This is a genomic window from Acidisoma sibiricum, from assembly GCF_057837225.1.
On sequence record NZ_JBYQFD010000002.1, the window covers coordinates 237,953 to 257,453 of the forward strand.

The following is a 19,501-nucleotide window of genomic DNA, read 5'->3' on the forward strand; positions in this document are numbered from 1 at the left end:
GACACAGCATGCAACTGCCACGGCTTCCCTCTATGCGGCTGGACGGGCGGCGCGCCTTGGTGACAGGCGCGGGGCGCGGGCTTGGAGTGGCCTGCGCGGCGGCGCTTGCCGAGGCAGGTGCCGCCGTCACGCTCGCCGCGCGCAGCCGGGAGGAAATCGAAGCCGTGGCAGAAAGCATCCGCGCCGCCGGCGGCGCGGCGCGGGCTTTGGTACTGGACGTGCTGGATGCCGATGCGGTGCAGGACGCCATCGCCACGCAGGAGCCGTTCGATATTCTGGTCAACAACGCGGGCACTAATCGGCCTGCCGCGTTTCTGGATGTGGCGCTTGGTGATTTCGACGCCGTGATGGCGCTCAATCTGCGCGCGGCTTTCTTCGTGTCGCAGGCCGTGGCGCGGCGCCTGCGCGACGACAGCAAGCCAGGGTCCATCATCCATGTGTCAAGCCAGATGGGCCATGTCGGTGGCCGCAACCGGACGGTTTATTGCGCCAGCAAGCACGCGCTGGAGGGGCTGACCAAAGCGATGGCGATCGAACTCGGGCCGCTCGGCATTCGCGTCAATACGCTGTGCCCGACCTTCATCGAAACGCCGCTGACAAAGCCTTTCTTCGAGAACGAAGCCTTCGCCCGCGACGTCATCGGCCGTATCAAACTCGGACGCTTGGGGCAGATCGAGGAGATCATGGGCGCGGTGGTGTTTCTGGCATCCGATGCCGCGAGCCTGATGACCGGCTCGGCTGTCATGCTGGATGGTGGATGGACGGCAGAATGACGTATGCGGCCGCGCCGGCTTGGCTCATTCTCGCGGATGATCTCACCGGCGCCTGCGATTGTGCGGTCCCTTTCGCGGCGGTGGGCGATGGCGCCTCCGTTCTCTGGAACGGCGCGGTGCCATCGACAGGCACGGTTGCGATCGATACCGACAGTCGCAGGCTGAGCGCCACTGCGGCAGCTGAGGTGCTCAGGGTCGTGCTCGGCCGCGCCGCGCCTTCGGGTCGGCGCCTGTTTAAAAAGATTGATTCCACCTTGCGCGGCCAACCGGCAGCGGAAATCGCGGCGGTGATCGGGCAACGGCGCGCTGCGGGGAAGGCGGGACTGACGCTGCTCTCCCCGGCTTTTCCGGCGACTGGCCGGACCATGCAGGGCGGCCAGGTCTTTCTCCATGGCGTGCCGCTGACGGACACGGCACTCTGGGCCCGCGACCACAGTTACCCCACGGCCGATCTTGCCGCGATCCTGCGTGCGGAGGGGCTGCGTGTCCTGCCCTTGGGGGTGGAGACGGTGCGCGGGGACGCTGAGAAGTTGCGGGGCAGGCTGCGTGCCGCGGCGGAGGACAGGACGGAGGTTGTGCTGTGCGATGCAGAGACAGCCGACGATCTTGAACGGATGGCGGCGGCGGGTCTCCCTTTGCAGGATGAGATTGTCTGGGCCGGGTCTGGCGGTCTGGCGCTTGCGCTGGCGCAAGCCATGCCGGCGCGGGCCTCTTCTCCGCCTCCGGCCGTGCCGCGCTTGCGCGGGGGCAATCTCTTCGTCGTCGGCAGCATTGCGGAAGCCTCTCGCGCGGCCGCGGCCGTGCTGGCGGCGGATGCCGGCGTGCGCCCGGTGGCCATTCCGGCCCATCTCCTGCGGGCAGCCGCCGCGTCTGGGATGACGGACGAGATCGCAGCGACCTTGGCCGCCGGATCGGATGTGCTGGTGACGATTGTAGCGGACGAAGCGCCGGATCTTGCCGAAGGGGCGGTGATCGCCGCCGGTCTGGCGCGGCTGCTGGCGCCGGCGGCGCCCGCCCTTGGCGCGCTGTTCGCGACCGGGGGAGAAACCGCACGGGCCTTGCTGCAAAGCTTTGGCGTGACGGCCATCCGGCTGCTGGGCGAGATCGAGCCAGGAATGCCCTGGGGCATGACCCAAGGCGCCATCCACTGCCCGATCGTGACTAAGGCCGGCGGCTTCGGCAACGCCGAAACGCTACGGCGCTGCCTCAACTATTTACGTGATCTGCGCCGACAGGAGACCGCTCGATGACGTTAGTCCAGGACACGCGCCCTATCGTCGCGATCACCATGGGAGACGCCTCGGGCGTCGGGCCCGAAGTCATCATGAAGGCACTGGCGCGGCCAGACGTCTATGCGTTATGCCGGCCGCTGGTGGTGGGTGACGCGGCACGGCTGCGGGAAGCAGCCGGGATCTGCGGCCTGGACCTTGCCGTCCATGTCTGCGCGACAGCCGCAGATGGGGACTATCAGATCGGCGTGGTTGATTGCATCGATCTTGGCCTGATCCCGGAAGGGCATCCCTTCGGAACGCTCTCCGCCATTTCGGGTGAGGCGGCTTATCGCTATATTGAGCGGGCAACGGCTCTGGTCAGCGCGCATGAGGCGGACGCGATCTGCACCGCGCCATTGAGCAAGGAAGCGCTGCATATGGCCGGTCATATCTACCCCGGCCATACCGAGCTGATCGCGGATCTGACCGGCACGCCGGAAGTCTCCATGCTGCTCGTTTCGCCAAAGCTGCGCGTGGTTCATGTGACGACGCATATCGGCCTGATCGATGCTATCCGCCGCATCGAGCCCGGCCTGGTGGAGCGCACGATCGCGCGCGGACACCAGACGCTGGTCGCTGCCGGCATCCCCGATCCCCGTATCGGCGTTTGCGGTATCAACCCTCATGCCGGAGAGAACGGCCTGTTCGGGTATGGGGAGGAAGAGGAGAAGATCGCCCCCGCCGTTCGCGCCTGTCAGGCGCGCGGCTGGCAGGTCACCGGACCATTACCGGCCGACACGCTGTTTTTCCTGGCGGCACGGGGCGATTATGATCTTGTGGTCGCCATGTATCACGATCAGGGCCATGGACCGATCAAAGTCCTCGGCCTCGAATCGGGCGTGAATGTCACGATCGGGCTGCCGGTGGTCCGCACCTCGGTGGATCATGGCACGGCCTTCGACATTGCCGGGCGCGGTGTAGCGGACGAGCGCTCGCTGGTGGAGGCCTTGCGCCAGGCCGTGGCGCTGGCGCCGATACGGCGGCACTGACGACAATCCGCGAAGGCGACAACAGGGCGGCCGCCAATGGGCCCGATAGAGCCGTTTGCGTCTCTTCCCATCGGTTGAGCCAGCCTGGGTCCTGATCCGGCACCGATGGGAGGCCTGATGGCCTGAGCGATCAGTAACGGCCGAGCTGCGGGCGCCGAACGTGGATCTGGAAGACCCGGAGGATGCCGGAATGCCGGTTTAGGCCGCAAGCCGTGCCAGGCTATGTTCGACCGCCACGACCACGGAATCCAGCACCGGGATGCCCAGTTCTGCGGTCAGCGCTGTGGCGACCGGCGCGCCGGCCATATTGGTGCAGAGGATGAGGATCGCATCGAGCGGCGCCACCGCCACGCGTCGCACCATAGCAGCGACCTCATCAGGCGCGATGTCCGCGAAGCTCGCATTATCCGTGCGGTCAGCGCGCGCGGCCGCGACAATCTCAATGCCAATTGCGCGGTAATTGGCGATGATCTGGCGTTCGATGTCAGCGACGTAAGGCGTGACCAGCCCGATGCGCCGCGCGCCGAGATCTTGCAGACGCTGATTGAGGGCGATGACGGCGGTGGTCGCCTGAATGCCGGTGCGCGCCGCGATGGTGGTGGTGATGGCCTCATCCCGCGCAAAGCCCAGCCATGCGGCGGCCGTGCCGTTCCACAGGATGAGGTCAACCTTGGCATCCGCCAGCAGGTCTGCCGCCTGCAGCATGGGCTCGCTATCGAATTGGCTCTGGGTGCTGTCATCATCGGCGATGCGCAGGACGCGGAGGCGCGAGACATGCGCGGTGACCGACCCATCCGGCGGCAACAAGCCGACGGTCACCGGTTCCAGGATGGTGTTGGAGGAGGGCACAAGCATGCCAAGCCGTCGTGGTCGTGACATGGTCAGCATCCTTATACGATGGACCGGCGGGAGGCGATGCCGCCGTCGACGGTGAAAATCGTCCCGCTGGTATAGCCGGAGCGGAAGGAGGCGAGGAAGACGATCAGATCGGTGACCTCATGCACATGGGCCGGGCGGCCGAGCGGATACTTGGCCGCAATTTCCTGAAAACGACTGGCATCGCCCAGAACAGATTGCGCGCGCTTCTTAAGCATTGTGTAGATGCGGTCCGTATCGACCGGGCCGGGATTGACGCCAACCACGCGAATATTATCGTCAAGACTTGATCCGCCGAGGGCGCGGGTGAAGGCCATGAGGCCGGCATTGCCGACAGCGCCGGCCATATAGCTCGGGTCGCAGACTTCACCGCCATTGCCGATATTGTTGACGATGACGCCGCCGCCTTGGGCTTTCATACGCGGATAGTAAATGCGGCAGAGGTTGATATAGCCGTAGACCTTGAGTTCCCAACCCGCGCGCCATTTTGCCTCATCGATATCGAAAAGTGAGCCCGCCGGAATCGCGCCGGCGTTGTTGACCAGTATATCGACGTCGCCCACGGCTTGGGCCAGGTCTGCGCAGGCGCCGTGGCCGGTGAGGTCTACCGGGTGAAGCGTGACCTGCACGGATGGGGCGGTGGCGGCGATCTCAGCCTGCAGCGCACCAAGGTTTTCCACGCTGCGGGCGGTCAGATGCAGATGGCAGCCTTCATCGGCAAAAGCACGGGCGAGGCCGGCTCCGATCCCTTGCGAAGCGCCGGTGATGAGGACGGTCTTGCCGGAAAGTTGAAGATCCACGGATGGGCTCCTGCGGGCTGGTCGGAGGATGGACGGGCAGCGGCCGTCCGCGCGATGCGAGAGAGAAGCTTACGCCATCGAGGCGTTCGATCAAGGATGGGTCTTGATCAGCCATACGATGACAGATGGCGGCAATGAGCTGCTGTGATCCCTTACCCTGGGCCATTGCATCACCATATTTCTGTCATGCCCCGTCTCGTTCAGTCACGCCCGACGCCCTGGACCAATGTCATTCTGCTGTGCCGAAAATGCTCCGGCAAGATGAAGGGCGGCTATGGGCCTGACCGCCGCCAGGGCCTGCGGGAGGTGCTGCGCAGCGCGCTGAAAGCCCAGGGACAGGGCCGCCGCGTCCGGCTGGTGGAGGTTCCTTGCCTGGGCCTTTGTCCCAAGAAGGCGGTGGCGGTCGTCAATACCGGGGCACCCGGGCGCATTCTCTCCGTGCCCAAGGGCGTGGAGGATGTGCTGACACAGATTCTGACGACGGATTGCGGGTCTGACGGGCAAACCTAGGCCGCAGGTCTTACTTTCGGCTGATTGGCGGCTCATTCCGATCTCCCTAGGCTCCCCTGACCAATAGGCAGTGGGAACCCCATGTCCAGCTTGACCAACTCCCGCGATATCAGTCTGCGTGAGCGCGCCCGCGCCGTCGTGCCCGGTGGCATGTGGGGCCATATGAACGCTGTGGCGCTGCCCGAAGGCTACCCGCAATTCTTTGCGCGGGGGGCCGGCAGCCGGCTGTGGGACGTGGACGGTCACGAATATGTGGACTTCATGTGCAGCTGGGGACCGGTCATCCTCGGCCATCGCCACCCGGAAGTGGATGCCGCCGCGCGCCGCCAGTGGGAGCAGGGCGATTGCCTGAACGGCCCGAGCGAAGCGATGGTTGAGCTGGCCGAGATGCTGGTGGAGATCGTGCCGCATGCTGACTGGGCGCAGTTCCAGAAGAACGGCACGGATGCGACGACGACGGCGGTGACGGTCGCGCGGGCCGGCACGGGTCGTCGCAAAATCCTGGTCGCCAAGGGAGCCTATCATGGCGCCGTGCCCTGGTGCTCGCCGTCGCTGGTGGGTGTTACGGCCGAGGACCGCGCCCATATCCTGACCTATACCTATAATGACATCGCCAGCCTGGAGCAGGCGGTGGCCGAGGCCGGCGATGACCTGGCCGGCATTATCGTCAGTGCCTTTCAGCATGATTACGGCCAAGACCAGAACCTGCCGACGGTGGCTTTCGCTAAAGCCGCCCGCGCGCTATGCGACACGGCGGATGCGGCGCTGATTCTGGATGACGTGCGGGCGGGCTTTCGCCTGAACCTTGGAGGTAGCTGGGAGAATGTGGGTGTGCAGCCCGATCTTTCGGCCTGGAGCAAGGCCATCGCCAATGGCTTTACCCTGGCCGCCGTCACCGGCAACAACCGCTTTCGCGATGCCACCTCATCCATATTCACCACCGGCTCCTTCTGGTGCTCAGCGATTTCCATGGCGGCGGCAGTCGCGACGCTGAGCGTGCTGCGGCGGGATGACGGCGTCGGCCATATGACGCGCCTGGGACAGAGCCTGCGTGACGGGCTGGAAAATTTGAGCGCGCAATACAGCTTGCCCATCCGCCAGACCGGCCCGGTGCAAATGCCGATGGTGCTGTTCGATGACGATGCCGATCATCGCAAAGGCTTCGCTTTTTGTGCGGCGGCCATCCGGCAGGGCGTCTACTTCCATCCGCTGCACAATATGTTCCTCTCGGCCGCACACACGGAGGAAGACATCGCCCGCGCCCTTGATGCGGCCGAGCATGGTTTCAAGGCGGCCCGCGCGGCCGCTCCGGCTCATGACTGACGCCTAACGCCCGCAACGACGTCAACCAACGGAGTCTGTGATGATGGCGACTAGAAATCTGTGGCGGCGGGGCCTGTTGTCTGCGGCCTCTCTGATGATCATGGCGACGGGCGCTGCGCTGATCGCCGCGCCCCATGCCGAAGCGGCCGATAGCGAGATCGTGGTGGCGCGCGCCATGGACCTCAATTCGCTGGACCCCGCCCGCGCCTATTGCGATACCTGTCAGATCTATCTCTCGGCTGTCTATGACACGCTGCTAACGCTCGGGCCTGACAACAAGACGATTGTGCCGGATCTCGCGACCAGCTGGGAGGTGAGCCCCGATGTCACCACCTTCACCTTCCATCTCAACCCGGCCGCGACCTTCTCGGACGGTACGCCGGTCACTGCGACCGATGTCAAATGGTCGATGGAGCGCTTGAAGAATATCAAGGGTGGCGCTGCCTATCTGATGGACAGTCTAAAATCCATCGACATCAAGGACCCGCATACGCTGGTGGTCACCACCAAGACGCCGAATTCGGAATTCCTGGGCATTCTGTCGGCAACCTATGTCGGCATCATCAACAGCAAGCTCGCCATGGCGCATGGCGCCAATGCGGACGCGAATGCGGCCACCAGCGATACTGCCGACACCTGGTTCCTGTCCCATTCCGCGGGCAGCGGCGCTTTCGTGCTGCAAAGCTATAGTGCCGACGATGCGCTGCGGCTGAAGCGGAATAATAGTTACTGGGGCAAGAAGGCCTCCGTCAGCGGCGTCATCCTCAAGCAGACGGCGGATGCGGTGACGCAGGCGCAGATGCTGCAGTCAGGTGCGGCCGATATCGCCATGCAGATTGATCCCGATACGGCGAAGACGATCCATGATCCGAATATCGTTTTCCAGACCGTGCCATCCTACAATTACGTCTATGCTGCCTTCAGCCCGATTGCGAAGGGCGCGCCGGTGCCCCTGACCCATGATGTGCGCGAGGCGATTGCACTCGCGATCGACTACAAGGGCGCGATCGACTTTACGGTGGGTGGCGCGGGCAACCTGCAGCCCTCCGCCATTCCCAATGGCTTTCCCGGGACTGCCGATCTGCCGGCGCCGGTCACGGATGTGGCGAAAGCCAAAGCGTTGCTCGCCAAGTCCGGCTACCCGAACGGCTTCAAGCTTGGCCTCGAATTTCCGGCGATGGATGTCTATGGCATCGACATCTCCCTGCTCGCCCAGAAATTGCAGCAGGATCTGGCCAAGATCGATGTGACCCTGGTGCTGAAGCCGCAGACCTTCAATGTTTGGGTTGGTGATATCGACAGTCCTGGCGTGCCCTTCACCATTGGTTTCTTCGCCCCCGACTACTTCGGTAGCGCGCAATATGCGCAATATTTCGGCATGATGGCCGGCATGCCCTGGGGCAAGCGCGCGGGCGTGGGCACCACGCCGGGTCTGGACGGGGCGGCGGAACTCACGGCCTTCAACAAGGCTTTAGCTGCGGCCGGCCCGGCGCAGGAAGCCGCCTATCAGGCGATCGGCCTGCAGATGATCGCAGATAAGATCATTCTGCCCATCGTCAGCCCCGATCTGGTGCTGGCCTATGCCAAGGATATCAGCGGCATGCGCTACAGCGCCTGCTGCAACCTGCCGCTCGCCGAAATCGTGAAGCACTAAGGCGGCCGCGCGCGATGCTCAGGATCATCCTCAAACGGCTTGTTCTTATGCCGTTCCTGATCCTGGGCATTGTCACGGCAACCTTCGTTCTGGCGCAGTTCACCAAGGGCAATCCGCTGATATCGATCATCGGTGCGCGGGCGCTCGACAACCCCGATATCGTTGCTGCCGCCAAGGCGCGTTGGGGGCTCGATCGGTCAGTGCCGGAACGCTATCTCATCTATGTCGACAATCTGGCGCATGGCGACCTGGGCACGTCCTTCCGCACCAAGCAGCCGGTGCTGCAGGATCTGGCGGTGCGCCTGCCCGCCACCTTGGAGCTGGTGATCTGCGCGATGATCGTTGGTGCCGTGACGGGCATTCTGCTCGGCGTCGTCTCTGCGCAATTTCGTGATACCGCGGCCGATCATGCGGCGCGGCTTTTCGCGCTGCTCGGCTCCTGCGTGCCGATGTTCTGGCTGGGTCTGCTCGCGCTCTTCCTCTTTTCGGTGCAGACGCATTTGCTGCCCGGACCGGGGCGGCTTGATATCCGTAGCGATCCGCCGCCGACGGTCACGGGTTTCATGCTCATCGACACGCTGGTGGCGGGCGACTGGGATGGTTTCGTCGATGCCGTCCAGCATCTGATTCTGCCGTCGCTGGTGCTGGGTTGGTCGGTTACCGGCATCGTCGCCCGCATGGTCCGCGCCAGTATGCTGGATGTGCTCGGCCAGGATTTCGTCACCATGGCGCGGGCCAAAGGGGCCGGGGAGGGACGGGTGCTGTTCAACCACGCCTTGCGCAATGCGCTGATTCCGGCGCTGACAATTCTGGGCTTCACCTTTGCCTATCTCATCACCGGGTCGGTGCTGGTGGAGACGATCTTCTCCTGGCCGGGCATCGGCTCCTATGCCGTCGATGCCGCCCGCGCGCTTGACTATCCCGCCATCACCGGGGTTACGATCGTGGGCGGCCTCGGCTTTCTGATTGCCAATCTGCTGACGGATATCGCCTATGCGGCGGTCGATCCGCGCATGCGGTCGGCGGCCTGACCGCGATGTCCGCCAATACCATCCTCGCCATCGGCCCTGGGCGGCGCCTGTATGGCCGCTTCGCGGGACGGTTGAGCTGGCGCTCGGCCCCCGTCATTCTGGGGAGCCTCATCATCCTGGCCGCCATCGTCATTGCCGTCACCATTCCTTGGTGGTCGCCCTATGATCCGATCGCACTTGCCGGCCGCCGGTTGCAGCCGCCGAGTGCCGCGCATTGGTGCGGCACCGATGCCCTGGGGCGCGATGTGCTTGTCCGCACGCTGTATGGCACCCGCTATTCCCTCACGATCGCGGCTTTGGTTCTGGCGGTCGGCGTCAGCATCGGCACGCTGCTGGGGGCAGTGGCGGGCTTCGTCGGCGGGTTGCTGGATAGCGTGCTGATGCGGCTGGCGGATATCACACTGTCCTTCCCGCCCATTCTGCTCGCCATGGCGATTGCCGCCTCGCTCGGGCCGGGGCTGGTGCATACGGCGATTGCCCTGATTATCGTCTGGTGGCCGATCTATGCGCGGCTGATGCGGGCGCAGGTGCTGAACGTCAAAAGCCTGGATCATGTGGATGCGGCGATCGTCTCCGGCGCCCTGCCGGGCCGCATCCTGTTCAAGCATATCGTGCCGCTGTGCTGGAGCCCCATCTTGGTCAATATGACGATGGATGTCGGCCAGGTCATTCTGCTTGCCAGCGGCCTCAGCTTCATCGGTCTCGGCGCCCAGCCGCCGACGCCGGAATGGGGTCAGATGATCGCGGAAGGGGCGAGCAGCTTCTATTCCTGGTGGATCGCCATGGGGCCCGGCCTAGCCATTTTCCTGATTTCGCTGTCCTTCAACTTCCTGGGCGACGGTGTCCGCGACTTTGTGGACCCCCGCGCGCGGATGGCCGCATGACCGCGCCGCGTCAGAATCTGCTTGACGTGCGTGGGCTGCGCATTGCGATTCCAGGCCAGGGTGGTGAAAAGCTCGCGGTCTCGAATGTCGATTTCGAGGTCGCGCGCGGCGAGGTGCTGGGCCTGGTGGGCGAATCCGGCTCGGGCAAAAGCCTGTCGATGCTGTCCGTCATGGGGCTGCTGCCGCGCAGCATGCAGGTCTCGGGCTCGATCCGCTTTGATGGGCAGGAGCTGCTTGGTCTGCCGGCACGCCAGATGCGGGCGATCCGCGGCAAGCGCATCGCGATGGTGTTTCAGGACCCAATGACGGCGCTGAACCCCGTGATGACGGTCGGCGCGCAGATCACCGAGGCCCTGCATCTGCATAACCCGTCGCTGTCCCGCCGCGCGCTGCGGGTCCGCGCGGTCGAACTGCTGGAGCTGGTCGCGATCCCGATGGCTGAGCGGCGGTTTGACCAGTATCCGAATGAGTTCTCGGGCGGCATGCGCCAGCGCGTGGTGATTGCGATCGCGGTCGCCAATGACCCGGAGCTGCTGATAGCCGATGAGCCGACAACAGCGCTGGACGTCACCATCCAGGCCCAGATCGTGGAGATTTTCGACCGGCTGCGGCGCGAGAAGGGACTGGCCATTGTGCTGATCACGCATGATCTGGGCCTGGTCGCCGGTCTCGCGGATCGCGTCACCATCCTCTATTCGGGGCGGGTGGCCGAACGCGGAGAGATCGAGCCGGTGTTCCGCCATCCGCGCCACCCTTATACCGCCGGGCTGCTGGCGGCCGTGCCCTCCATCGACAGCACGATCGAGCGGCTGCATGCGATTGACGGTTCGCCGCCGTCGCTGTCGGCGCGTCCATCGGGCTGCCAGTTTCATCCGCGCTGCGCCTTCGCTCTGCCGGTCTGTGCCGAGCGCGACCCGGATTTCCAGTGGTTCGATGGGTCCATGGTCGCCTGTCATCGCGCGGCGGAAGATCTGCCCATGGCGGGAGGCGCCCATGCAGGGTGAGTCGATGGCCCCGGCTGTGGCTAATGCACCAACGGCGGTTTCGCCGCCGCTGCTGCAGGTGGATGAGGTGCGGGTCGATTTTCCGGTGACCAAGGGTCTGCTGTTTCAGCGCAAGGTCGGCAGTATCAGCGCAGTCGCGGGCGTGTCCTTCACTCTGGCGGCCGGGGAGACGCTGAGCCTGGTGGGCGAGTCCGGCTGTGGCAAATCAACCCTCGCGCGCGCGGTGCTGCGTCTGGGCACGCCCAGCACGGGGCGCATTCTGTTCAAGGGCCAGGATCTGTCGCAGCTGACACCGGCCGAGATGCGCCCCTATCGCCGGCATTTGCAGCTTGTCTTCCAGAACCCCTATGCCTGCCTGCATCCCCGCATGACAGCACGCGACATCATTGCCGAGCCTTTGCGCATGCTGGGTCTGGACAGGCCAGCACAGGATGCGCGGGTGGCCGAGGTGATGGCGCGGGTGCAGCTGCTGCCGGAACAGGCCGGCCGCTACCCCTTTGCCTTTTCCGGCGGTCAGCGCCAGCGCATCGGCATTGCGCGGGCGCTGGCCGTCAATCCCGATATCGTGGTCCTGGATGAGCCGGTGTCGGCGCTGGATGTGTCGGTGCAGGCGAGTGTGCTCAACCTGCTCAAAGATCTGCAAGCCAGGCACGGTCTCGCCTATCTGTTCATCGCGCATAACCTGTCGGTGGTGCGGCATATCTCGGACCGGGTGGCGGTGATGTATCTCGGGCGCATCGTCGAGACGGCGCCGCGGGACAGGCTGTATGCGCGGCCGGCGCATCCCTATACCGAGGCCTTGCTCTCGGCCGCTCCGGTGCCGGACCCGGTGCGGGAACGGCAGCGGCAACGCATCGTGCTGCGGGGCGAGATCCCAAGCCCATCCAATCGGCCGAGTGGCTGCGGTTTTCGCACGCGCTGCCCGAAAGCGACGCAGACCTGTGCGGATTTGGAGCCGCCCTTGCTGCCTATGGGCGAGGGACATCTGGCAGCCTGCCATTATCCGGCGCGCTAGGCCTGCTCCTCATCTGGTATGATATCTGCATGGCAAAATGATCACCAGGAAGGTCATCCATGCCGCAGAACATGCGTCTGACGCCCAAGCCGCCGGATGCGCGTATCGAAGAAGTTCGCCGTTTTGCGCTTGAGGCGCTGCGCGCCACCTCGTCGATCTTCTACTGGATCGACGAGCGGCAGGAGATGCAGGATGTTCAGCATTCCGGCTTCGCCGGCCGGAATTTCCCTCTCTACCAAGGCAGTATGAAAGCGTACGATCCGCTCAATATCGCGCGCCTGGCGGGGTCCAGCAAACGCGTCGCCACCCTTGGCCAGGATCATGTTCTGGCCTCGCCGGCGGAATTTGCGCATTATAAAACCTATCTTGAGGCAAGCCGCATTGCCGATGTCCTGGACTTCATGTTCTGGAACGGCGATCGTCCTTTTGCAGGGCTGGGGATTCTGAAATCCCCCGAGGACCCACCTTTTTGTTCGGAATCCCTGGGCTTCGCCGAAGCGATGCAGCCCTATATCGAATTCAACCTGGCGGCCCACCCGCGGCTGGGCCGCCAAAGGCTGACCGCGCATCTGAGCGCGTCCTTCAAATTCACCCGGCGGGAAATTGAAGTCACAACGCTTCTGCGCGCCGGCTGCACCAATCATGATGTGGCGGATGAGCTTGGCATTTCGCTCGGCACGGTGAAGACGCATGTCACGCGGATTTTCGACAAGCTGGGCGTGGAAAACCGGGCCTCGCTGGTGTCCTGCGTCACTCAGATGGAAGGCGAAGCCGCATTGTCCTAGCGGTCGCGTCCCGACACGGAGAGACGCCACGCCCGCCAGCGTCGGCAGGGCCTGTCATAGCAGGGGTGGCTTCAAACGGATGCCAGCCTTTGCACCCGCGCCGCAATCGCCGCCGCTTTCAGCCTGCCGCCACGATCGGCGCCGCGCGCGCCACGCCCGTCCGCGCCCGGTGGCTGCGCCAGGATCGGAAGGACCTGGGCCGCCAAGCTGAGGTGCGGGTCCAGCGTCGCGTCGATCGCGCCCATTTGCGCCAGATTGTCGAGACCCGGCGCGAAAACGGGCGTGGTTCTGGCCATTTCCCGCAGCCGCGCGAGAGACAGTTTCGTGATCCGTGCGATGGAGGGAAGATCCATCACGGACGGCTGCGCGCCCGGCAGGGCGAGCAGCGTTTCGCAGGCGAGGGCGGTCGCGATGAAGGCGCCCGCCGCGCTACCGCCATAGAGCAGACCGATGGTGCGATGCCCTTCGGAATGCGCCAGAAGCAGGGCCTTGGCGAGATGGGCGAGATATTCGTTCAGGCCCATCAATTCGTCATGGCGGCTCATGCGCTGGCTGCTGGAATCGACCAGGACCAGAAGCGGGCGCTTGTTCCCCGCACTGATCAGGCCGAGCACCTGGCGGGCCAGGATAAGCGCATCTTCCACACCCAGCATTTGGCCTTGCGTGACGCCGATGATGTCGGCGGTGATGATGGCGTCGAATGCGCCTTGACCCAGGAGGAGCGCCCCACGCTGCGCCACCTGGTGGCCGGACGGGAAAAGGCTGACGATAACCTCATCGAGCGTCATCGGATGGCTCCCGCTTATCCATCGCGCGATCCAAAAACGCCGCGAGCGGCAGATCGGGTATCTCGGCCGGCGCCACGATACCCATGGCCTGCCAGACCTCATGTCCATCCCGAGCGGCGCCATACTGCGCCAATCGCCGCGTCAGCCGTTTCTGCTCGGCATCCAGCACGGCGTGGGAGAGGGGCAAGGCCGCGCCCACGGCGCTGATCGCCGCCGCCCGAAACGCCGCGCCACAATCCGCGACGAACTGGTCGGCGCCGCCCAGCAGAAACCGGTGCTTGCCACCCATGCTGCGCCAGACGAGCCCGCGGTCGCGGGAATCGAATTCTTCCGCGCCGCGATTGGTCTCGATCACCTCCGGGCCGCTGACGCTGATGCGGCCCTGTTCGGACATGATGAGCCGCGCGCAGCAGCCGGCGATGATGCCGCCGCCGCCATAGCAGCCTGCGCGACCGCCGATCAGCCCGATGACCGGCACGCCTGTGAGGCGCGCCTCGGTTAGGGCGCGGATGATTTCGCTGGCCGCGACTTCGCCGGCATTGGCTTCCTGCAGCCTGACGCCCCCGGTATCGAACAGGATCAGCACCGGCAGCTTGAGCGACCGGGCCGCGCGCAGCAGCCCGGTCAGTTTGGCGCCATGCACTTCGCCGATGGCGCCGCCCATGAAACGCCCTTCCTGGGCAGCCAGCAAAACCTTGCGACCGCCGAGGGCTGCCCGTCCGACGACGATGCCGTCGCCGAACTGCACGGGCAGATCGAAAAGACCGAGATGAGGAGAGAGTTCCTGCTGTTCCGGGCCGAGAAATTCGCTGAAGCTGCCAGGGTCTGCCAGAGCGTCGATACGCTGCCGGGCGGTTGCTTCAAACCAGCTCATGGTCGCGGCGGGAGAGGTGACAGGCTTGTTCATAGCACGGGCGCCGCGCTCAGGCGGAGAATCTGGACCAGGCACAAGGCCACCCTGTCCGGCCGGGCTCCGTGATAGCCGATCGTGGACGTTGCAATGTCAACTTTACAGGCCGGTGCGAAAGCCGAGTCACGTGAAATCTGTTCCTTGGACAGAATCCGCGCCGGGCGCGCCGCCTGCCCGGCGGACAGGCGTTTCCTCTTTGCGGTCCGGCGCGTGGTCCAGGTCTTCATGGCGCCTTCATCGATGCATCATCGCGTTTCAGATGCGTAACTATGCCGTAGGCCGACGCACTATGACAAGCAACGCACATGCGGGCGACACGACCCGGCGGCGAAGGCCAGGGCGTGGGTGCGGATTGGCCGTGCATTTTGACACTAGACGACCGGTCTAATTCCATCTATAGGATGGGGATGAGCAGTTCAACCGAACATCAGGCTTTGGATGTGCGTCAGGGCATCCTCGCGACGGGCCAGCGCATTATGGCGGGAAAAGGATTCTCCGCCGTCGGGCTGAACGAAATCCTGACCACGGCCGGCGTGCCCAAAGGGTCCTTCTATCACTACTTCGCCTCGAAAGACGCCTATGGTGAGGCTCTGCTTGAGAATTACTTCGCTGTCTATTTGGCAGAGATCGATGAAACGCTGAGCCGGCCGGGCCTGACCATGGCGCAGCGTTTGATGACGTATTGGGCGCAGTGGCGGGACAATCAGTCCGTGCTGGATTGCCAGGGCCGCTGCCTGGCGGTGAAGCTGGGGGCGGAGGTGGCAGACCTGTCGGAGCCGATGCGCCTCGCCCTGAAGCGCGGCACCGCGGCCATCATCAGCCGCCTGAAGGGCGCCATTGCAGCGGGTGTCGCGGAAGGTTCTCTGTCCGTGACCGACGATCCCCATTGCATTGCGCAAAGCCTTTATCAGCTTTGGCTGGGGGCCAGTGTGATGGCGAAGATCGTTCGCGGCATGCAGCCTTTGGATACGGCGATGATCACGACACGCCAGATCCTGCAACTGTCATCCTGACAGCGGGACAGTCCAGGCAAGGTCACTTCGTTGCTGTCGTTTCGGCGCTCACATCGGAGACGACTGGTCTACTGGAATAACTCTTAACGAACGGAATACATACATGAAAATCCTGATGGTCCTGACCTCGCATGACGAACTGGGCGATACCGGGCACAAGACCGGCTTCTGGCTCGAGGAACTGGCCGCTCCCTATTACACATTCCGCGATGCCGGCGCCGAGATCGTTCTGGCCTCGCCCAAGGGTGGCCAGCCGCCGCTTGACCCCAAGAGCAACGAGCCCGCATCCCAGACCGAGGCGACCCGTCGTTTCGAGAGGGACGAGGTTGCAACCAAGCAGCTGGCCAGCACGGTCCGTCTCGATAGCGTCGACCAGGCTGAGTTCGACACGGTCTTCTATCCGGGCGGCCATGGCCCGCTCTGGGATTTGGCCGAGGACAAGAATTCGATCGACCTGATCCAGTCCTTCATCGCAGCCGGCAAGCCTGTCGCTCTGGTCTGTCACGCGCCGGGCGTGCTGCGTCATGTTCAGGGATCAGACGGCAAGCCGCTGGTCTCGGGCAAGAAGGTGACGGGCTTTACCAATACCGAGGAAGCCGCGGTCGGGCTGACCGATGTGGTGCCCTTCCTGGTGGAGGATATGCTGAAGGCCAACGGTGGCATCTACTCCAAAGGCGCTGACTGGTCATCCTACGTGGTCAGTGACGGTCTGCTGATCACAGGCCAGAATCCGGCATCTTCTGCGGAAGCCGCGAAGCTGCTGATCAGCCGGCTGAGCCCTGCCGCTGCCTGATAGTGGGCAGAGTGAGAGGCATGGCGCCTCTCACTCTGCGGATAGGCGCGTGAGGAATTATTGTCCGAGATGTTCGCCGAAAAAATGAGCGATTTCGGTGAAGGCCTCTTTCGTCTCCGGCACGGTGTCGTCGAACTGATACTGCGCGTGGGACTCACCCTCGAACACTTCCAGTTCGGCAGGCACGCCCGAGCGCAGCAGCTTGCGATGGGTGCGCACGGTGTTGCTGAGCAGCAGGTCTCGCGTTCCGGTCGTCAGGATCGCCGGCGGGAAGCCGTGCATGTCACCATTGATGGGCGAGATCAGCGGGTCGGCCAAGTCATGGCCCTGGGCATAAATGACGGTTGCCGCCTGGCAGAAGCCATTGGGCGAGACAAGCACGTTGTCGACCTTCTCATTCGTGTAGAAGCTGTCGCCGGTATTGGTGGCATCCGCCATCGGCGTGCCGGGCGCGATGGCGCCGGGCATGGGCAGTCCATCCTGGCGGGCACGGAGCACCATCTCCAATGTCAGCGCGCCGCCGGCAGAGGTGCCGAAGAAGGCGACATTCTTGGGCGGGGTCGTTTTCAGAACATCCTTATAGACGGCGACGGCATCATCGAGTGCGGCCGGAAAATAGGCTTCGGGCGGCATGCGGTAATCGACGGAAATCACTTTGTAATGGCCGAAGCCCGCCATCATGATGCCTTCCGTGGTGCCGGATTCGCCCGGGAACAGAACGTAGCAGCCGCCATGGACGTGAATCAGAACCTTGTCCTTGTTGGCGGGATCGATCGTGTCGGGTGTCAGCACATAGACATGAACGCCACCCATCGTCGTTGACTGCATTGTCACATGCAGCCGGGCGAGCATGGCGGGAATGCCGGGCACCACGCCCGCGGCCTGCTTATTGGCAAAAGCGCGGGCTTCCGCACCGGTCTTCCACTGGTCGTTCCAGGCGGGATTGAGCGGGCGGGCAATGATGGCCTGCATCTGCGGGCTGATATCGGCATAAGGCACCGCCAGCGTTTTGGCCGGGACATCCAGCGGGTGCAGCGGTGGGTTGGGCGGGGTTGCCGCCTGGGCGAAAGCGGTGATGGGTGCGAGGGCGACGGCGCCCAGGGCAAGGCAGATCAGAGCTGACGATTTCATGACGTTTCTCTTTATTGTTACTTGTGCAGAGGCATCGTGAGGGGCCTCCGGTATCCGATGACAGCGTTACCATTTCAGATAAAGATACCGCAACCATTTCTTTGCCGCAGCGTGCCGGTGGCGTTTCTGCGAGCCACTGGTGACGGGGCGGACGCCCGGGTGCACTATGACGGCCGTCAAGATTGAATGGCCGCAAAGCGGCCGGCCTTTCCGCTGAGGAGCGTCGGAATGTGATGTTCGGCAAACTGGAATACCTGATCGCCCTGTCGCGCGAGCGCAATTTCAGCCGCGCAGCCGAGGCCTGTGGCGTCACCCAGCCCACTTTCTCCGGCGGTATCCGCGCCCTGGAAGATGAGATGGGAATGCCGCTGGTGCTGCGATCCTCGCGCTTTCTGGGCTTCACCCCGGAGGGCGAGCGCGTGCTCGTCTGGGCGCGCCGGATCGTGGGCGATTTTCAGGCGATGCGCGCGGATGTGGGCACCATCCGCCGGGGTCTGACCGGCCATCTGCGCATCGCGGCCATACCGACGGCCCTTGCGGCCGTTAGCACCTTGACCACGCATTATCGCGCTCGGCATCCGGCCGTGCGCTTCACGATTCTGTCCTGCACGTCAAAAGAAGTGATCGAGCGCATCGGGAATTTGGAAGTCGAAGCCGGCGTCACCTATCTCGACAACGAGCCGATCAGCCATGTCCGCAGCGTGCCACTCTATGACGAGCGATACCGGCTGTTGACGGAGGCGGGCGCGCCGCTCGGCGACCGCGCGCAGGTGACCTGGGCGGAGGTGGCACAAATTCCACTCTGTCTGCTGACGCCCGACATGCAAAATCGCCGTATTTTAGACCGATTGCTCTCGCGCACCGGAGCCTTGGTGCAGCCAACCATGGAAAGCAATTCCATCGTCGCTTTGGCATCCCATGTGCAGACCGGGGCCTGGGCTTCGATCCTGCCCGAGAAGACGGCGGCGATGTTCGCCTTCGACGCCAGCCTGCGCTCTATTCCGATTGTCGCACCGGAGGCGGTGCATAGCGTGGGGCTGGTGGTGCCCGATCGGGATCTGCTGCCGCCGATGACGGCGGCGCTGCTGCTTGAAGCGCAGCGCCGCGCCTGACCCTATTCCGCGGCGGCGTGCAGCCCCCCGTGCTCGACGGCCGCCGTGGCACCATGGCCGGCATAAAGCCCGATCGCGGTGATCACGATGGCGCCGACCAGATTGCCGATCGTCACCGGAATCTCGTTCCAGATCAGCCATTGCCCGATCGAGACATGGGCGCCCAGCATGATTCCGCCGGGTATGACGAACATATTGACCACGCAGTGTTCATAGCCTTGGGCGACGAAGGCCATGATCGGCAGCCACATGGCAAAGATCTTGCCGATGACCGAGCGCGATAGCAGCGCCATCACGGCTCCGAGGCTGACCATCCAGTTGCAGATAATGCCTTTGACGAGCGCTGTCGCCCAGCCTGCGGCACCCGCATCCATATAGGGCACGACCTTGGCCGTCGCGACCGCCACCAGTTTGGCGCCGACCGGATCGGGCGCGCCGGAGAAGAATTTCGTGCTGGCAAGCGCGAAGAGCAGGGCATAGATCAGGCTGCCGATGAGATTGGCGATATAGACCAGCACAAGGCCTGAGATGACCTGGCCGCTGGTCAGCCGTCCGGCCAGCCGCGCATAGGGCAGCAGGGCCGCATTGCCGGTGAACAGCTCCAGCCCCAGCAGCACCAGCATGACGAAGCCGACGGGGAAGAAGACCGCGCCCACCAGCGTGCTGCCGGAGGCGACGACCGCCGAAAGGTAGAGTGTGGTCGTAAAGCCGAGAAACATGCCGGCCAGAATGCCGGTTATGATGATCGTCTTCACCGGCAGAAGAGCCTTCTTGGTGCCGGCGTCGGACATGGCCGCGGCGAGTGCCGATGGGTTGAGCCAATCCACGTCTCATATCTC

The 19,501-nt window shown here is 64.2% G+C and carries 20 protein-coding genes; 14 read left to right on the forward strand and 6 right to left on the reverse strand.

Annotation, left to right across the window (positions count from 1 at the left end; translation table 11 throughout):
• Positions 1-8: 8 nt before the first annotated feature.
• The 3 genes from AC3G7M_RS19520 to pdxA are packed head-to-tail and all read left to right on the forward strand — an operon-like array spanning position 9 to position 3,033.
• Positions 9-773, forward strand: coding sequence for an SDR family NAD(P)-dependent oxidoreductase (locus tag AC3G7M_RS19520; protein WP_489217038.1), 765 nt, complete (start codon positions 9-11; stop codon positions 771-773).
• Entirely contained in the window at positions 770-2,023 is a 1,254-nt protein-coding gene (locus AC3G7M_RS19525) for a four-carbon acid sugar kinase family protein (protein WP_489217040.1), read from the forward strand. Before AC3G7M_RS19520 ends, AC3G7M_RS19525 begins: the two co-directional genes overlap by 4 nt.
• Positions 2,020-3,033: a 4-hydroxythreonine-4-phosphate dehydrogenase PdxA gene (pdxA, locus tag AC3G7M_RS19530; RefSeq protein ID WP_489217042.1), complete on the forward strand. Its 1,014-nt coding sequence runs from the start codon at positions 2,020-2,022 to the stop codon at positions 3,031-3,033. Before AC3G7M_RS19525 ends, pdxA begins: the two co-directional genes overlap by 4 nt.
• A gap of 198 nt (positions 3,034-3,231) precedes the next feature.
• Here the strand turns inward: pdxA and AC3G7M_RS19535 are convergent, their stop codons facing one another.
• Positions 3,232-3,912, reverse strand: a complete 681-nt coding sequence (locus tag AC3G7M_RS19535; RefSeq protein WP_489217044.1) for a maleate cis-trans isomerase family protein — start codon at positions 3,910-3,912, stop codon at positions 3,232-3,234.
• A gap of 11 nt (positions 3,913-3,923) precedes the next feature.
• Positions 3,924-4,709 carry an SDR family oxidoreductase gene (locus AC3G7M_RS19540; protein WP_489217046.1) on the reverse strand — a complete coding sequence of 262 codons (786 nt, stop codon included), beginning with the start codon at positions 4,707-4,709 and terminating at the stop codon, positions 3,924-3,926.
• Between the two features lie 186 nt (positions 4,710-4,895).
• On the opposite strand from AC3G7M_RS19540, the gene AC3G7M_RS19545 reads away from it, so the two are divergent.
• The 8 genes from AC3G7M_RS19545 to AC3G7M_RS19580 all read left to right on the forward strand — a co-directional run bounded on the left by AC3G7M_RS19545 (position 4,896) and on the right by AC3G7M_RS19580 (position 12,915).
• Positions 4,896-5,219, forward strand: a complete 324-nt coding sequence (locus AC3G7M_RS19545; RefSeq protein WP_489217047.1) for a (2Fe-2S) ferredoxin domain-containing protein — start codon at positions 4,896-4,898, stop codon at positions 5,217-5,219.
• A gap of 81 nt (positions 5,220-5,300) precedes the next feature.
• On the forward strand, positions 5,301-6,542 hold the full coding sequence (locus AC3G7M_RS19550) for an aminotransferase class III-fold pyridoxal phosphate-dependent enzyme (RefSeq protein WP_489217049.1): 1,242 nt from the start codon (positions 5,301-5,303) through the stop codon (positions 6,540-6,542).
• 40 nt (positions 6,543-6,582) lie between these two features.
• Positions 6,583-8,196 (forward strand): ABC transporter substrate-binding protein, encoded by a 1,614-nt coding sequence (locus tag AC3G7M_RS19555; protein WP_489217051.1) that lies wholly within the window; start codon positions 6,583-6,585, stop codon positions 8,194-8,196.
• Positions 8,197-8,210: 14 nt separating this feature from the next.
• Entirely contained in the window at positions 8,211-9,227 is a 1,017-nt protein-coding gene (locus tag AC3G7M_RS19560) for an ABC transporter permease (protein ID WP_489217053.1), read from the forward strand.
• A gap of 5 nt (positions 9,228-9,232) precedes the next feature.
• The gene (locus AC3G7M_RS19565; RefSeq protein WP_489217055.1) at positions 9,233-10,111 is read left to right on the forward strand and encodes an ABC transporter permease; all 879 of its coding nucleotides are present in this window, start codon (positions 9,233-9,235) and stop codon (positions 10,109-10,111) included.
• Complete coding sequence (locus AC3G7M_RS19570) at positions 10,108-11,115, forward strand: ABC transporter ATP-binding protein (RefSeq protein ID WP_489217057.1); 1,008 nt, start codon at positions 10,108-10,110, stop codon at positions 11,113-11,115. Before AC3G7M_RS19565 ends, AC3G7M_RS19570 begins: the two co-directional genes overlap by 4 nt.
• Positions 11,116-11,119: 4 nt before the next feature.
• The gene (locus AC3G7M_RS19575) at positions 11,120-12,130 is read left to right on the forward strand and encodes an ABC transporter ATP-binding protein (protein ID WP_489217120.1); all 1,011 of its coding nucleotides are present in this window, start codon (positions 11,120-11,122) and stop codon (positions 12,128-12,130) included.
• 59 nt (positions 12,131-12,189) lie between these two features.
• Positions 12,190-12,915: a helix-turn-helix transcriptional regulator gene (locus AC3G7M_RS19580; protein WP_489217059.1), complete on the forward strand. Its 726-nt coding sequence runs from the start codon at positions 12,190-12,192 to the stop codon at positions 12,913-12,915.
• Positions 12,916-12,986: 71 nt separating this feature from the next.
• Here AC3G7M_RS19580 and AC3G7M_RS19585 read toward each other — a convergent pair whose 3' ends face one another.
• Together AC3G7M_RS19585 and AC3G7M_RS19590 are read right to left on the reverse strand one after the other, a co-directional pair.
• Positions 12,987-13,703 carry a biotin-independent malonate decarboxylase subunit gamma gene (locus tag AC3G7M_RS19585; RefSeq protein ID WP_489217061.1) on the reverse strand — a complete coding sequence of 239 codons (717 nt, stop codon included), beginning with the start codon at positions 13,701-13,703 and terminating at the stop codon, positions 12,987-12,989.
• Complete coding sequence (locus AC3G7M_RS19590) at positions 13,690-14,610, reverse strand: biotin-independent malonate decarboxylase subunit beta (RefSeq protein WP_489217063.1); 921 nt, start codon at positions 14,608-14,610, stop codon at positions 13,690-13,692. The genes AC3G7M_RS19585 and AC3G7M_RS19590 overlap by 14 nt, the downstream gene beginning before the upstream one ends.
• Positions 14,611-15,020: 410 nt before the next feature.
• Between AC3G7M_RS19590 and AC3G7M_RS19595 the strand changes: the two genes are divergently transcribed.
• Both AC3G7M_RS19595 and AC3G7M_RS19600 read left to right on the forward strand, forming a co-directional pair.
• A complete protein-coding gene (locus tag AC3G7M_RS19595) occupies positions 15,021-15,626 on the forward strand; it encodes a TetR/AcrR family transcriptional regulator (RefSeq protein ID WP_489217065.1) in 606 nt (201 codons plus the stop codon).
• Between the two features lie 103 nt (positions 15,627-15,729).
• Positions 15,730-16,419: a type 1 glutamine amidotransferase domain-containing protein gene (locus tag AC3G7M_RS19600; protein ID WP_489217067.1), complete on the forward strand. Its 690-nt coding sequence runs from the start codon at positions 15,730-15,732 to the stop codon at positions 16,417-16,419.
• A gap of 57 nt (positions 16,420-16,476) precedes the next feature.
• On the opposite strand, the gene AC3G7M_RS19605 is transcribed toward AC3G7M_RS19600, so the two are convergent.
• A complete protein-coding gene (locus AC3G7M_RS19605) occupies positions 16,477-17,550 on the reverse strand; it encodes an alpha/beta hydrolase (protein ID WP_489217069.1) in 1,074 nt (357 codons plus the stop codon).
• Positions 17,551-17,783: 233 nt separating this feature from the next.
• On the opposite strand from AC3G7M_RS19605, the gene AC3G7M_RS19610 reads away from it, so the two are divergent.
• Positions 17,784-18,662, forward strand: a complete 879-nt coding sequence (locus tag AC3G7M_RS19610; RefSeq protein WP_489217072.1) for a LysR family transcriptional regulator — start codon at positions 17,784-17,786, stop codon at positions 18,660-18,662.
• Between the two features lie 2 nt (positions 18,663-18,664).
• Here the strand turns inward: AC3G7M_RS19610 and AC3G7M_RS19615 are convergent, their stop codons facing one another.
• A complete protein-coding gene (locus AC3G7M_RS19615) occupies positions 18,665-19,489 on the reverse strand; it encodes a formate/nitrite transporter family protein (protein ID WP_489217074.1) in 825 nt (274 codons plus the stop codon).
• Positions 19,490-19,501: the final 12 nt, after the last annotated feature.

What these genes read in the sequence shown, in the direction of transcription:
- AC3G7M_RS19520 (WP_489217038.1), top strand. Translation starts at nt 9, where the DNA reads ATGCAACTGCCACGGCTTCCCTCTATGCGGCTGGACGGGCGGCGCGCC.
- AC3G7M_RS19525 (WP_489217040.1), top strand. Translation starts at nt 770, where the DNA reads ATGACGTATGCGGCCGCGCCGGCTTGGCTCATTCTCGCGGATGATCTC.
- pdxA (WP_489217042.1), top strand. Translation starts at nt 2,020, where the DNA reads ATGACGTTAGTCCAGGACACGCGCCCTATCGTCGCGATCACCATGGGA.
- AC3G7M_RS19535 (WP_489217044.1), bottom strand. Translation starts at nt 3,912, where the DNA reads ATGTCACGACCACGACGGCTTGGCATGCTTGTGCCCTCCTCCAACACC.
- AC3G7M_RS19545 (WP_489217047.1), top strand. Translation starts at nt 4,896, where the DNA reads ATGCCCCGTCTCGTTCAGTCACGCCCGACGCCCTGGACCAATGTCATT.
- AC3G7M_RS19550 (WP_489217049.1), top strand. Translation starts at nt 5,301, where the DNA reads ATGTCCAGCTTGACCAACTCCCGCGATATCAGTCTGCGTGAGCGCGCC.
- AC3G7M_RS19555 (WP_489217051.1), top strand. Translation starts at nt 6,583, where the DNA reads ATGATGGCGACTAGAAATCTGTGGCGGCGGGGCCTGTTGTCTGCGGCC.
- AC3G7M_RS19560 (WP_489217053.1), top strand. Translation starts at nt 8,211, where the DNA reads ATGCTCAGGATCATCCTCAAACGGCTTGTTCTTATGCCGTTCCTGATC.
- AC3G7M_RS19565 (WP_489217055.1), top strand. Translation starts at nt 9,233, where the DNA reads ATGTCCGCCAATACCATCCTCGCCATCGGCCCTGGGCGGCGCCTGTAT.
- AC3G7M_RS19570 (WP_489217057.1), top strand. Translation starts at nt 10,108, where the DNA reads ATGACCGCGCCGCGTCAGAATCTGCTTGACGTGCGTGGGCTGCGCATT.
- AC3G7M_RS19575 (WP_489217120.1), top strand. Translation starts at nt 11,120, where the DNA reads ATGGCCCCGGCTGTGGCTAATGCACCAACGGCGGTTTCGCCGCCGCTG.
- AC3G7M_RS19580 (WP_489217059.1), top strand. Translation starts at nt 12,190, where the DNA reads ATGCCGCAGAACATGCGTCTGACGCCCAAGCCGCCGGATGCGCGTATC.
- AC3G7M_RS19585 (WP_489217061.1), bottom strand. Translation starts at nt 13,703, where the DNA reads ATGACGCTCGATGAGGTTATCGTCAGCCTTTTCCCGTCCGGCCACCAG.
- AC3G7M_RS19590 (WP_489217063.1), bottom strand. Translation starts at nt 14,610, where the DNA reads ATGAACAAGCCTGTCACCTCTCCCGCCGCGACCATGAGCTGGTTTGAA.
- AC3G7M_RS19595 (WP_489217065.1), top strand. Translation starts at nt 15,021, where the DNA reads ATGAGCAGTTCAACCGAACATCAGGCTTTGGATGTGCGTCAGGGCATC.
- AC3G7M_RS19600 (WP_489217067.1), top strand. Translation starts at nt 15,730, where the DNA reads ATGAAAATCCTGATGGTCCTGACCTCGCATGACGAACTGGGCGATACC.
- AC3G7M_RS19605 (WP_489217069.1), bottom strand. Translation starts at nt 17,550, where the DNA reads ATGAAATCGTCAGCTCTGATCTGCCTTGCCCTGGGCGCCGTCGCCCTC.
- AC3G7M_RS19610 (WP_489217072.1), top strand. Translation starts at nt 17,784, where the DNA reads ATGTTCGGCAAACTGGAATACCTGATCGCCCTGTCGCGCGAGCGCAAT.